The following is a 13,523-nucleotide window of genomic DNA, read 5'->3' as shown; positions in this document are numbered from 1 at the left end:
GCCCAGATCGAGCCGATCCACGAGGTGGTGCGGCTGATGGGCTGGAAGGTGTTGGACGTGCCCGGTGTAGAAGCCGACGACGTCATTGGCACCCTGGCGGCCACGGCGGCGGCACAGGGCATGCAGGTGATTGTGAGCAGCGGCGACAAGGATCTGGCCCAGCTGGTCAATGAACGCATCACCATCATTGACACCATGAACGGCCGGCGCCGTGACGTGGCCGGGGTAACGACCGAATTTGGCGTGCCGCCCAGCCTGATGGTGGACTACCAGACCCTGGTGGGCGATGCCATCGACAACGTGCCCGGTGTGCCCAAGGTGGGCCCCAAGACGGCTGCCAAGTGGCTGCAGGAATACGGTTCGCTCGACGCCATTGTGGCCCAGGCCGATTCCATCAAGGGTGCCGTGGGGGAAAACCTGCGCAAGTCACTGGACTGGTTGCCCATCGGTCGCAAGCTGTTGACCATCAAGACCGACTGTGACCTGAAGGACTGGCTGCCCGATCTACCCGACATGGATGACATAACCGTGGGCAGCATGAACACCCCGGCCCTGGCCGTTTTTTATGAAAAATACGGCTTCAAGGGCCTGGCGCGGGCGCTGGAGTCAGGCTCCGGAAAAGCGGACAGAGCCGGCTCAGGAATTGGGGTCGGATCCACGCAGCGCAGCGGCGCTGGCTCTGACCCCAATTCCGCTGCCAATTCCGTTAACAACCGTGAACCCGGCCTTTTTGATGAGCTGGACGCCACGCCTGAGGCCCCGGCTGCCTCCCGCGTCAGCACGGTCAGTTACGACACCATCCTCACCTGGGACGCCTTTGACCGCTGGCTCGCCAGGGTGCAATCCGCCGAGTTGGTGGCGCTGGACACCGAGACCACCTCGCTCGACGAAATGCGCGCGCAAATTGTCGGCATCAGCTTCAGCGTCACACCGGGCGAGGCGGCCTACATTCCGCTGGCGCACGCCTACCCGGATGCGCCGGCCCAGTTGCCGCTGGACGAAGTGCTGGCCAGGTTCAAGCCTTGGCTGGAGGATGGCAGCCACAAAAAGCTCGGCCAGCACGTCAAGTACGACCGCCACGTGTTTGCCAACCACGGCATCGAGGTGCAGGGTTATGCGCACGACACCATGCTGCAAAGCTATGTGCTCGAAGTCACCAAGCCGCATGGCCTGGCCAGCCTGGCCGAGCGCCACCTGGGGCGCACCGGCATCAGTTTTGAAGACTTGTGCGGCAAGGGCGCCAACCAGATCTGTTTTGACCAGGTGGACATTGGCAAAGCCGCCGAGTATTCGTGTGAAGACTCCGACATGACGCTGGACGTGCATCGCATCTTGTGGCCGCTGCTGAACGCCAACGACAAATTGCGTTTTATTTACGAGCTGGAAATTGCCAGCAGCGAGGCCTTGTACCGGATCGAGCGCAACGGGGTGCTGATCGACGCACCGACGTTGGCGGCGCAAAGCCACGAACTCGGCAAGCGTATCTTGCAGCTTGAAACGGAGGCGCATGAACTCGCCGGCCAGCCCTTCAATCTGAGCAGCCCGAAGCAAATTGGCGAGATTTTTTTCACCAAGCTCGGCCTGCCCGTGGTCAAAAAAACCCCCACCGGCTCGCCCAGCACTGACGACGAGGTGCTGCAAAAGCTGGCCGAAGATTACCCGCTGCCCGCAAAAATCCTGGAGCACCGGGGTCTGTCCAAGCTCAAGGGCACTTACACCGACAAGCTTGCCGCTTTGGCGCACCCGCGCACCGGACGTGTCCACACCCACTACGCGCAGGCCGTGGCGGTGACCGGGCGCCTCAGCAGTAACGACCCCAACCTGCAGAACATTCCGGTGCGAACGCCCGAGGGCCGGCGCGTGCGCGAGGCCTTTGTGGCGCCCCCCGGCTGCGTGATCGCCAGCGCCGACTACAGCCAGATCGAACTGCGCATCATGGCGCACATCAGTGGTGATGCGGCCTTGCTGCTGGCCTTTCACGACGGCATGGACGTGCACCGCGCCACCGCCGCTGAAATCTTTGCCATTGATACCGCCCAAGTCAGCAGCGAGCAGCGCCGCTATGCCAAGGTCATCAACTTCGGCCTGATCTACGGCATGAGCGCCTACGGCCTGGCCCGCGCGCTGGGCATCGACAACACCGCCGCCAAAAACTATATCGAGCGCTACTTTGACCGCTATCCGGGCGTCAAGCATTACATGGACCAGACCCGCGCGCTGGCCAAGGCCCAGGGCTACGTCGAGACCGTGTTTGGTCGCCGCTTGTACCTGCCCGAGATCAACTCGCCCAATGGCCCGCGCCGCAGTGGTGCTGAGCGCGCCGCCATCAACGCGCCGATGCAGGGCACGGCGGCGGACCTGATCAAGCTGGCCATGGTCAAGGTGCAGCAGGTCATCGACGCTGAGCAGCGCGCCACCAAAATGATCATGCAGGTGCACGACGAACTGGTGTTTGAAGTGCCTGAGTCCGAAGTTGACTGGGTGCGCCACGCAGTGCCCAAGCTCATGGCCGGTGTCGCGCACCTCAAGGTGCCGCTGCTGGCCGAGGTGGGCGTGGGGCTGAACTGGGACAAGGCGCACTGAATCGCTGGAACTGCTCAGTTGCCCGGCCGTGTTGTAATGATCGGCATGTCACACGCCTCGACGCCGTTGGCTTTGAGGTTAGGGTGGCATGTGATGTGAGGTAGTTTTATGAACTCAATCAAATTGGTGGGTGTGGTTCTGATCGTTTTGGGCGCTCTGGGGCTTGTGTATGGTGGCTTCAGCTACACCAAGGACACCACGGCGCTCAAAGTTGGCCCGATTGAAATGACGGTGCAGGAAAAGAAAAATGTCAATGTGCCGATGTGGGCCGGCATTGGGGCCATTGTGGTGGGTGGCGTTTTGCTGGTCATGGGTGGCAAGAAAGGTTGAGCCGGGTTGTTAAAAATCTGCCGTCGGCAGGGTGGCAACAAAAGCCATCACCACCGGCTCTGCCGCGGTGCCCTGGCAGGCTTGTTGCCATTGCTTGCCCGCCTGCAGCAACTGGCGCTGCTTGATGTGGCCGAAGCCGCGTACTTCGGCCGCAATGCCGGCCAGTTTCACGGCCGCGGCGTGGTTGCCGGCCGTCAGGTTGGGCAGCAAGGCATCGACCATGGAAAGGTACATTTGCGCCAAGCGTCGCTCCAGGCGCCGCTCGGCAGTTCTGCCAAAGGGGTCGAGCCAACTTCCACGCAAGCCCCGCAGCCCCGCCAGCAGCCGCATCGTCGAGAGCACCCAGGGGCCATAGGCCCGTTTCTTGAGGTGCCCGGTGGCGGGGTCGCGCCTGGCCAGCAAGGGCGGCGCCAGGTGAAAAGTCAGCCGGGTGTCCCCCTCGAACTGGTCACGTAATTGCCTCTCGAAGCGGCCGTCGGTGTACAGCCGGGCGACCTCGTACTCATCCTTGTAGGCCAGCAGCCGGTAGGCCTGGGTGAGCACGGTCCGGGTCAGTACGTCAGTGCCTGGCATGGCCTGTTGCTCCGCCTGCTGCACCTGGCGCACCAGGGTCTCGAAGCGCGCGGCGTACGTTTTATTCTGGTAGGCCACGAGATCTTTGCTGCGTCGTGCGATGAGGGTCTCCAACGCCTCGTCCCCGCGTTGGATGAAGCGCACCGCCTGCGCCGGGCTGCTCTGGCGCAGCACCGCCGCCAGATCCAGCGCCGTGCGGCGGCCCCAGTCCAGCGCAGCCAGATTGGCCGCCACGGCGACACCATTGATCTCGATGGCGCGCTGGATGGCCTGCAGCGACACCGGCAGCCAGCCCTGTTGCAGGGCATAACCCAGCATCAGCATGTTGGCGGCGATGGCATCGCCAAAGAGTTGGGTGGCGAGACGGGTGGCGGCGAAGGCAGACACGCGCTCGGCGCTGGCGGCGCTGTCGATGGCGCTGCGCAACTGGTTTTCGCCAAAGTCTGCACCCACCGGGTTCAGCACAAAGGCGGCGTGGGGTGCCAGATGGGTATTGAGTGCGACCCGGGTGCGTCGTGGTGTCATGGTTGCCAAGGCCGCCGGGCTGGCCGCCACCATCATGTCGCAAGCCAGCACCAGGTCGGCATTGGCCGTGGCGACCCGTGGTGTGTGCAGGTCAGAAGCCATGCGCGCAATGCGCACATGCGACAGCACAGCGCCATTCTTCTGGGCAATACCGGTCTGGTCGAGGCAGGTCGCGCTCAAACCTTCCAGACGCGCCGCCATGGCCAGAATGGCGCCGATGGTGATGACGCCGGTCCCGCCGATGCCGGTGATGACCGTCTCATGCACGGGCGACAGCGGTGCGTATTGCGGCTCGGGCATTGGGGGCGTGGCGCTGCGCTCCTGCTGCTGCGGGCGGGCGTTCTTGCGCGGCGTTGCCCCGGCCAGCGTGACAAAGCTGGGGCAAAAGCCGTCGACACATTTGGTGTCCTTGTTGCAGGACGACTGGTTGATCTGGCGCTTGCGGCCCAGCTCGGTTTCCAGGGGTTCGACCGAAATGCAGTTGGACTGCACCGAGCAGTCGCCGCAACCCTCGCACACGGCTTCGTTGATGAAGGCGCGCACATCGGGGTCGACCAGCGTGCCGCGTTTGCGCCGGCGCCGCTTCTCGGCCGCACAGGTCTGGTCGTACAGCAGCACCGTGACGCCTGCCGTTTCGCGCAGCATGCGCTGCAAGCGGTCGAGTTCGTCGCGGCCGTGCAGGGTGACGCCCTTGGGAAAACCACCGTTGGGCGCCGCCATTTTCCGGTACTTTTCCGGATGGTCCGACACCACCACCACCTGGCCCACGCCCTCGGCCAGCAACTGCGCCACGATCTGCTGCGGCGTGAAGGTGTCCGAGATCGCCTGGCCCCCGGTCATGGCGACGGCGTCGTTGTAGAGCAGCTTGTAGGTGATGTTGGCCTTGGCATACACCGCCGCCCGCACCGCCAGGATGCCCGAGTGGTGGTAGGTGCCGTCGCCCAGGTTGGTAAAGACATGCTGGCGGCTGGAGAAGCCCATGGCGCCGAGCCAGCTGGCGCCTTCGCCGCCCATCTGGCTGAAGGTTTCGGTGTGCCGGTCCATGAACAGCGCCAGCCAGTGGCAGCCGATGCCGGCCAGGGCGATGCTGCCCTCGGGCAACCGGGTCGAGCTGTTGTGCGGGCAACCCGAGCAGAAATACGGCGTGCGTGCCGCCAGCGCCGGCGTGTTTTGCAGCGCCTGCGTTTTGGCTTGCAGCAGCGCGAGCCGGGTTTGCGCTGCCGGGCTGCTGATAAGTTCCGGGAAGGTGGAGGCCAACACCTGCGCCAGCAGTGCCGGGCTGGTTTCGCCGTGCCGGGGGATCAGCGTGTGGCCATCATGCCCGAGTTTTCCCAGCACAACCGGGCAGGGCGCGCGGCCAAAAAGAATGCTCTTGAGCTGGTCTTCGATCAGGCCACGTTTTTCTTCCACCACCAGCACCGCGTCAAGCCCCTGGGTGAATTCCTGAATCTGTTGTGTGTCGAGCGGGTAGATCATGCCCAGCTTGAGCACGCGCACGCCGAGCCGCGCCAGATCCTCCTCAGCGAGTCCCAGGTCATGCAACGCCTGCATCAGGTCGGCCCAGGGTTTGCCGGCAGAAATGATGCCGATGCGCGCGTCGGTGGTCGCGCCACTGACCAGGTTGATGCCGGAAAAGCGCGCAAAGGTTTTGGCGCGCGCCAGCTTGATTTCATACAGGCGGCGTTCCTGCTCGACCCGGTTGTCGGGCCAGCGGATGTGCACGTCGGCGGATTGCTTTAGCTCGAACCAGTCGGCGCGGACGCGGTCAATGTCCAGGTCCACAATGGCCGAGCTTTCGGCAATGTCGGTCACTGCCTTGAAGCCGACCCAGCAGCCGCTGTACCGGGACAGCTCGATGCCCATGACGCCGAAGTCGAGCATGTCCTGCACGCTGGCCGGGTAGAGCACCGGCATGCCGACCGAGACAAAGTCGTAGTCCGAGCATCCGGTCACGGTGCTCGACACCGCGTTGGGGTCATCGCCGGCAATGGCCAGCACGCCACCCTGGGGCGAGCTGCCCGCCTGGTTGGCGTGACGCAGCACGTCGATGCTGCGGTCGACCCCGGGCGCCTTGCCGTACCAAAGCCCAAAGACGCCATCAAAAGCGCTTTCTCCCAGCAGGTGCACCTGCTGGCTGCCCCAGACGGCGGTGGCGGCCAGTTCCTCGTTGACACCAGCCTGAAACTTGATGTCGCGCGCCGCCAGATGTTTCTCGGCCGCCCACAGCGCCATGTCGTAAGTGCCGACCGGTGAGCCCCGGTAGCCCGAAATGTAGCCCCCCAGCTTTTTACCCGCGCGCAGGCCGCGTTCGTGCAGGGTCAGTGGCAGCCGAACCAGCGCCTGCATGCCGCTCATGAAAGCCTGGCCCCGGGTGTTGACATACTTGTCGTCCAGGGACACCTCGGCAAGGGTCTGGGGTGGCGTCTGTTGGCTCATGGGCAGCGTTCGCAATTCGTGGTGAAAAGAATGGGGCTATGGTGCCACACTCCGGTCTTAACCTAGTTAGCCGGGTGCGAATCAATCAGTCGGGCGATGCGCTTTGCTACGTGTCCCCCGTCCGCTGCGCGGACTCCGCCTTGACCTCCGCAAAGCGCATCACCCGACTGATTCCATGCGCTTGTGGCTCGACCCGTGGTAGACCGGATGAAGCGTAGCGTAATGAGGGAAACCCGTGGCCCCGTCCTAGGCCACCAACAAGGTCCCGGGGCATTCCAGATAGCCGCGAATTTGCTGGATGAATTCCGCCGCATTCATGCCATCGACCACGCGGTGGTCAAACGAACTTGAGACGTTCATCATCTTGCGCGCCACCACCATGCCGCCCTTGATCATTGGCCGCTCGACGATGCGGTTGGGTCCGATGATCGCCACCTCGGGGTGGTTGATGACGGGGGTGTGGGCAATGCCGGCCAGCGGCCCCAGACTGGTCACGGTGAGTGTTGAGCCGCTCAGCTCCTCGCGCGTGGCTTTGCCGCTGCGGGCGGCTTCGGCCAGCCGTACGATCTCGGCGGCGCAAGCCCATAGATCGAGGGTTTCGGCATGCCGGATCACCGGCACCATCAGGCCGCCGCTGGTTTGCGTGGCCAGGCCCAGATGCACGGCGGCATAACGCGTCACCACAGCGGCTTCGTCGTCATAACGCGCATTCACCTCCGGGTGATCCCGCACCGCCAGCACGATGGCACGAATCAAAAACGGCAGCAAGGTGAGCTTGCCGCGTGTGGCACCGTACTGGGCGTTCAGGCGCGTGCGCAGGTCTTCGAGTTCGGTGACATCGACTTCCTCGACATAGGTGAAATGTGGGATGCGGCGCTTGGCCTCCTGCATTTTTTGTGCAATCTTGCGACGCAGGCCGATCACCGGGATGGCTTCCTCAAGCGTGCGCTGCGCATAACGCGCATCGCCGGCTGTCTTGCCCGGGCTGGTGTTGCTGTTTTGCGCATGCACATCGAGGTCGGCCTGCGTGATGCGCCCGGCCGGGCCGGTTCCTTTGATGCTGGTCAGCTCGATGCCCAGTTCCCAGGCGCGCCGGCGCACGGCGGGCGCGGCGACGGGTTTTGGACCCTGTGGGGCGGACTTCAGTCCGCCATGGTCAACTGAAGTTGACCCGGCAACCGGGACGTCGTCACTGCGAGCGTCGCGCGGCAGTCCATGCAGTCCGGAAGTCATGGATTGCTTCACTGCGTTCGCAATGACGGGAACGTTCGCCATGACGGGGCGATCCATGGGCCGGTTTTCGGGCGCGGGTGCTTCAGCGTCGGCAGCACCTGCCACCTCAATGTGAATGATCTCGGTGCCCACCGCCACCACCTGGCCCACGGCGGCGTCAAGTGACAGCACTTTCCCCGCCACATGCGACGGGATCTCCACCGTGGCCTTGTCAGTCATGACGTCGGCCAGGATCTGGTCCTCGGCCACGGTGTCGCCCACCTGCACATGCCAGGCCACCAGTTCGACCTCGGCAATACCTTCGCCGATGTCGGGCATCTTGATGCTTTGTGTGCTCATGTCAGGCCTCCATCACGCGTTGCAGCGCGGCACCCAGGCGCGCCGGACCCGGAAAATACGACCACTCCTGGGCGTGCGGGTAGGGTGTGTCCCAGCCGGTCACACGCTCGATGGGCGCCTCCAACTGGTAGAAACAATGTTCCTGGATCAGGCTGAGGAGTTCCGCCCCCAGTCCGTTGGTGCGCGTGGCTTCATGCACGATGACGCAGCGGCCGGTCTTCTTGACCGACGTCACCAGCGTGTCGAGGTCCAGCGGCCACAGGCTGCGCAGGTCGATCACTTCGGCATCGACGCCCGACTCAGCCGCCGCGGCCTCGGCCACATGCACCATGGTGCCGTAGGCGATCACGGTCACTGCGCTGCCGGGCCGCGTGATACGGGCGCTGTCCAGCGCCACGGTGTAGTAGCCCTCGGGCACTTCGCCCAGCGGGTGTTTGCTCCAGGGCACCACCGGGCGCTCGTGGTGGCCGTCGAACGGGCCGTTGTAGAGCCGCTTGGGCTCCAGAAAAATGATGGGGTCGTTGTTTTCGATCGAGGCGATCAGCAGGCCCTTGGCGTCATAGGGGTTGGACGGCATCACGGTGCGCAGGCCGCAAACCTGGGTGAACATGGCCTCGGGGCTCTGGCTGTGCGTCTGGCCACCGTAAATACCGCCGCCGCAAGGCATGCGGATGGTGATGGGGCAGGTGAAGTCGCCCGCCGAGCGGTAGCGCAGGCGCGCTGCCTCGGACACGATCTGGTCGGTGGCCGGATACACGTAGTCGGCAAACTGGATCTCGACCACCGGGCGCAGGCCGTAGGCGCCCATGCCGACCGCTGTGCCGACAATGCCGCCCTCGGAAATGGGGGCGTCGAACACGCGCTGCTTGCCGTGTTTTTGCTGCAGGCCCTCGGTGCAGCGAAAGACGCCGCCAAAGTAGCCGACGTCCTGGCCATAGACCACCACATTGGGGTCGCGCGTCAGCATCACGTCCATGGCCGAACGCAGCGCCTGGATCATCGTCATGGGCGTCGTGTTCATGGTGTTGGTGTCGCTCATGATCAGGCTCCCAGTCCGTGTTGTAGTTCTTGCCGCTGTCGCACCAGGTGCGCCGGCATGTGTTCGTAGACGTCCTCGAACATGGTGTCCACACTCTGGCCGTGGGCGTCGGCCAGCGTGCCGTGGCGCTCGGCTTCCTTTTGCGCGGCGGCCACTTGCGCCTCCAGTGCTTTTTTTGTGGCTTCGTGTTCTTCGTCTGACCAGGCACCGAGGCCGATCAGGTGTTTTTTGAGGCGCTCGATCGGGTCGCCCAGCGGAAAACGCGCGGCGTCATTGGTGGGGCGGTACTTGCTTGGGTCGTCGCTGGTGGAATGGGGCCCGGCGCGGTAGGTCACCCATTCGATCAGGGTCGGGCCAAAGCTGGAACGGGCGCGCTCCAGCGCCCATTTGGAGGCGGCATAGACCGCCAGGAAATCGTTGCCGTCCACGCGCAGCGAGGCAATGCCGCAACCCGCGCCGCGCGCGGCAAAGGTGGTCCCTTCACCGCCGGCAATGGCCTGGAAGGTGGAAATGGCCCACTGGTTGTTGACCACGTTGATGATCACTGGCGCCCGGTAAACGTGCGCAAAGGTGAGCGCGGTGTGAAAATCGGCCTCGGCGGTGGCGCCGTCGCCAATCCAGACCGAGGCCACCTTGTCGTCGCCCTTGATGGCGCTGGCCATGGCCCAGCCGACTCCCTGGATGACTTGCGTCGCCAGGTTGCCCGAGATCGAGAAAAAGCCCTGCTTCTTGCTGGAATACATCACCGGCAGTTGCCGCCCCTTCATCGGGTCACGCGCGTTGCTGTAGAGCTGGCAGATCATGTCGACCATGTTGTTGTCCTCACGCGCCAGCAGCAGGCCTTGCTGGCGGTAGGTGGGAAAACACATGTCGCCGTCACCAATGGCCAGCGCATGGGCGCAGGCAATGGCCTCCTCGCCCAGGCACTGCATGTAGAACGACATCTTTTTTTGCCGTTGCGCAATCAGCATGCGGGCATCAAAGGCACGCGTCAGCAGCATGGCGCGCATGCCGCGTTTGAGCAGCGCGACATCCATCTGCGGTGCCCAGGGGCCGATCGCCTTGCCGTCCTCGTCGAGCACCCGGATCAGCGCAAAGGCCAGGTCGTTGGTTTGGGCCGCCGCCACATCGACTGGCGGGCGGCGCTTGGCACCGGCAGCGGAAAGCGGAAGGTAAGAAAAATCGGTATCGTGACCGGGACGCCCGGTGGGCTCGGGTACGTGCAGGTGCAAAGGCTTGCGCTGTGGCATGGGAAACATCTCCTGGCGGACTTGTGATCCATCAAAGAATACGTGGAAAGCGGTTGTCGTGCATCGGGTAAAGCACCTAGGCCGCATCTTGCTGCCAAAAGTCACGGGATCACCGTGGACTTTGGCATTGCGGTAAATCATAGCGCAACGGCAGCGCCTGAGACCTGTGCGATTTGTGCGGGTTTAGCCCTGCGCGACTGGCCGGCTGGGGTCGCTGCACCAGTCGCTCCAGCTGCCGGCGTAAAGTGCGACCCGACCCAGACCTGCCACTTCCATGGCGATCAGGTTGGGTACGGCACTGACGCCGCTGCCGCAGTGGTGCACCACGCTGGCCGGGTCTTTGCCCGCCAGCAGGGTGTCAAATTCTGCCCTGAGCTGGGTGGCAGGTTTAAAGCAGCCGTCGGGCCCGAGGTTGTCGGCGAACGGGCGGTTCAGCGCGCCTGGAATGTGGCCGGCAATCGGGTCCAGCGGTTCCACTTCTCCCCTGAAACGGGGGGCACCGCGCGCATCGACCAGGGTTTGGCCGGGACGCGCCAGATGATGCAGAACGGTTTCAGTCGTTACCAGGGCCGCCCTTGGCGTGCTCAATGGGTAAGTGCCGGGTTGAAGCGTGGGGCCTGCGCCCGGTTCCACTGCGCCCCCGGCCGCGATCCAGGCTTGCAGGCCGCCGTCGAGCACCGCTGACGCTTCATGTCCTGCCCATTTCAGCATCCACCAGAGGCGGCCACAGTAGTTCGCGCCCTGGCGGTCGTAGACCACCGCCTGCATGTCTGGACTGAATCCGACGCTGCCCAGCCAGGCAGCGAAAGCATCAAGTGAGGGCAGCGGGTGGCGGCCGCCACTGGCGGCATCTGTTGCGCCTTTTGCGCTCAGATGGCGGTCCAGGTCGGCGCGCACGGCCCCGGCGATGTGGCTCTGCTGGTATTGGGTATCGCCGGCTGCGGGCTGCATCAGCTCGAAACTGCAGTCAAACACCATCAACGGCTGTTCGTTGGTCATCAGCGTCTGCAGTTGGGCGGCAGAAATCAGGGTGCTGTACATGTGGGCTCCCGGTAGGGTCAATGTTCTTCGGCGGGTGTGTCGGGCAGGGCGCGGGTGCGCAGTATGGTGGCGGCAATGCCGCTGGCCACGATCAGCGCCATGCCGGCCCAGCCCAGCAGGGGAATCTGGTCACCAAACAGGACCAGACTGTAAAAAGCGGCGAACACAATGCCGGCGTATTGCAAATTGGCCACCAGCAGCGTGGCGCCACGGCTGTAAGCCCGCGTCATGGCCCATTGGCCCAGCGAGGCCAGCACGCCGATCGGAATGAGCCAGGCTGCCGCCTGCCAGCTCACCTTGTCCCACGGTGTGAAGCCGTCCCAAAGCACGCCCGCCAGCCCGGCCAGTGCGGTGCTGAGGGCAAAATAAAACACGGTGCGGCCCTCGGGCTCGCCCATTTTGCCCAACGCTGTCACCTGCATATACGCCATGGCGGCACCCATGCCTGAAAGCAAGCCGATCAGGCCGGCAAACAACTGGTTTTGGTCGAGCGTCGGTCGCAGCATCATCACGACCCCGGCAAAACTGATCAGCACAGTGGCCATCAAGGGTCCCTGGCGGCTGCTCTTGCCGTATAGCAGGGCGCCGCCGACCACAAAAGCCGCCACCCAGACCCCGCTCATGTAGTTGAGTGTCATGGCCGTGGCCAGCGGCAAATGGGCAATCGCAAAAAACCAGGAGGCCAGTGAAAACACGCCAATCACGGAGCGCCAGGCGTGCATCATGGGCACCGGCGTGGCCAGTGGCGTGCCGCGTGCGCGCAAGACCATCGCCATGAAGATCACGCTGACCAGGCCCCGGTAAAACACCAGTTCGGGCAGGCTGAAGCTGGTTGCGGCGATCTTGATGCCGACCGCCATGGTGGCAAAAAAGAAGGAAGCCCACACCATCCAGAGTGCTTGCATGGCTACAGGCCCTCGGGTCCCATTGCGCGGCGGTACCAGGCATGAAAATGCTGCATGCCGTCTTCCATCGGGCTCTGATAGGGGCCGACCTCGTTGTCGCCGCGTAGCAACAACGCCTTGCGCCCGGCGTCCATGCGTTCGCCGATCTCGTCGTCCTCGATGCAGGTTTCCATGTAGGCAGCCTGCTGTGATTCAACAAATTCGCGCTCGAATGCGGCAATTTCCTCGGGGTAGAAAAATTCCACCTGGTTCAGTGTTTTGTCGGGGCCCATTGGGTGCAGGGTGGACACCGTGAGCACATGCGGGTACCACTCGACCATGATGTGCGGGTAGTAGGTGAGCCAGATGGCACCGCGTTCGGGCGGTTCGCCGTTGCGGTATTTCAGCAGGGCATCGTGCCAGCGCCGGTACACCGGTGTTCCCGGTTTGCCAAAGGCCTTGGAAACGCCCACGGTTTGCACCGAGAACTGTTCGCCAAACTGCCAGCGCAGGTCGTCGCATGTCACAAAGTGGCCCAAACCCGGGTGGAACGGACCCACGTGGTAGTCTTCCAGGTAGACCTCAATGAAGGTTTTCCAGTTGTAGTTGCACTCGTGCAACTCGACCTTGTCAAGCACATAGCCTGAAAAATCCAGCGCAGCCTGCTCACCCATGCCCGCCAGATCTGCCGCAATGTCGCGTCCGTTGTCCTCGAACAACAGGCCATTCCATTGGCGCAGCGGGTAGTTGCCCAGGTTCAGGCAGGGGTCGGTGGGAAAGTGGGGGGCGCCCATGAGCTTGCCCGCCGGCGTTTGGCCCGTGCTGTCGCCGGCGCTGTAGGTCCAGCGGTGAATCGGACAGACGATATTGCCTGCCGTCGTGTTTTGCAGCGCGCCGCGTCCCTTGAGCATGAGGGCCTGGCGGTGCCGGCAGACGTTGGAAATCAGCTCGATGCCGTTGGGTGTGCGCAGCAGCGCGCGGCCCTCGCCCTCATAAGCCAGCGTGGCGTAGTCGCCGACGTTGGGCACACTGGCGGCGTGGCCCACATAACGTGGTCCCCGCTGGAACAGGGCTTGCAGTTCACGCTGGTGGAGCGCGGGATCAAAATAAGAACTAACTGGTAGTTGGCCGGAGGCCTGCTGCAGTTGAAGACTTAAATCAGACATGGGTGACCTGACCTAAAGACTCCCCACAGGGAGATGCGCGGGTGACATGAGTCATGCGCGAGACAAAAAATCCAGCCGGGGCTGGCGCAATCAGCGCGAATTGTACCTTTGTGGCCGGGGTTGG

General features: G+C 63.7%; 9 protein-coding genes. 2 read left to right on the top strand and 7 right to left on the bottom strand.

Going from position 1 to position 13,523, the window contains the following annotated elements; genetic code table 11:
* Both polA and NDI87_RS12505 read left to right on the top strand, forming a co-directional pair.
* Positions 1 to 2,583: DNA polymerase I (gene polA, locus NDI87_RS12510; protein WP_296275600.1), on the top strand; the 2,583-nt coding region annotated here is incomplete at its 5' end.
* A gap of 108 nt (positions 2,584 to 2,691) precedes the next feature.
* The gene (locus NDI87_RS12505; protein ID WP_296275599.1) at positions 2,692 to 2,913 is read left to right on the top strand and encodes a hypothetical protein; all 222 of its coding nucleotides are present in this window, start codon (positions 2,692 to 2,694) and stop codon (positions 2,911 to 2,913) included.
* A gap of 9 nt (positions 2,914 to 2,922) precedes the next feature.
* Here the strand turns inward: NDI87_RS12505 and NDI87_RS12500 are convergent, their stop codons facing one another.
* From NDI87_RS12500 to NDI87_RS12470, 7 genes are all read right to left on the bottom strand, one after another.
* Positions 2,923 to 6,447 carry an indolepyruvate ferredoxin oxidoreductase family protein gene (locus NDI87_RS12500; protein WP_296275598.1) on the bottom strand — a complete coding sequence of 1,175 codons (3,525 nt, stop codon included), beginning with the start codon at positions 6,445 to 6,447 and terminating at the stop codon, positions 2,923 to 2,925.
* 246 nt (positions 6,448 to 6,693) lie between these two features.
* A complete protein-coding gene (locus NDI87_RS12495) occupies positions 6,694 to 8,019 on the bottom strand; it encodes a dihydrolipoamide acetyltransferase family protein (protein WP_296275597.1) in 1,326 nt (441 codons plus the stop codon).
* A 1-nt stretch (position 8,020) separates the two neighbouring features.
* On the bottom strand, positions 8,021 to 9,058 hold the full coding sequence (locus NDI87_RS12490) for an alpha-ketoacid dehydrogenase subunit beta (RefSeq protein WP_296275596.1): 1,038 nt from the start codon (positions 9,056 to 9,058) through the stop codon (positions 8,021 to 8,023).
* Between the two features lie 2 nt (positions 9,059 to 9,060).
* Positions 9,061 to 10,308, bottom strand: a complete 1,248-nt coding sequence (locus tag NDI87_RS12485; RefSeq protein ID WP_296275595.1) for a 3-methyl-2-oxobutanoate dehydrogenase (2-methylpropanoyl-transferring) subunit alpha — start codon at positions 10,306 to 10,308, stop codon at positions 9,061 to 9,063.
* 183 nt (positions 10,309 to 10,491) lie between these two features.
* Complete coding sequence (locus tag NDI87_RS12480) at positions 10,492 to 11,349, bottom strand: sulfurtransferase (protein WP_296275593.1); 858 nt, start codon at positions 11,347 to 11,349, stop codon at positions 10,492 to 10,494.
* 17 nt (positions 11,350 to 11,366) lie between these two features.
* Positions 11,367 to 12,254 (bottom strand): DMT family transporter, encoded by an 888-nt coding sequence (locus tag NDI87_RS12475; protein ID WP_296275592.1) that lies wholly within the window; start codon positions 12,252 to 12,254, stop codon positions 11,367 to 11,369.
* Between the two features lie 2 nt (positions 12,255 to 12,256).
* Positions 12,257 to 13,399, bottom strand: coding sequence for an aromatic ring-hydroxylating dioxygenase subunit alpha (locus tag NDI87_RS12470; protein ID WP_296275591.1), 1,143 nt, complete (start codon positions 13,397 to 13,399; stop codon positions 12,257 to 12,259).
* Positions 13,400 to 13,523 lie beyond the last annotated feature (124 nt).

It is taken from the genome of Rhodoferax sp., assembly GCF_023701345.1.
In the GTDB taxonomy this organism is placed as follows: domain Bacteria; phylum Pseudomonadota; class Gammaproteobacteria; order Burkholderiales; family Burkholderiaceae_C; genus Rhodoferax.
This window is presented reverse-complemented; position numbering and strand designations above follow the sequence as displayed.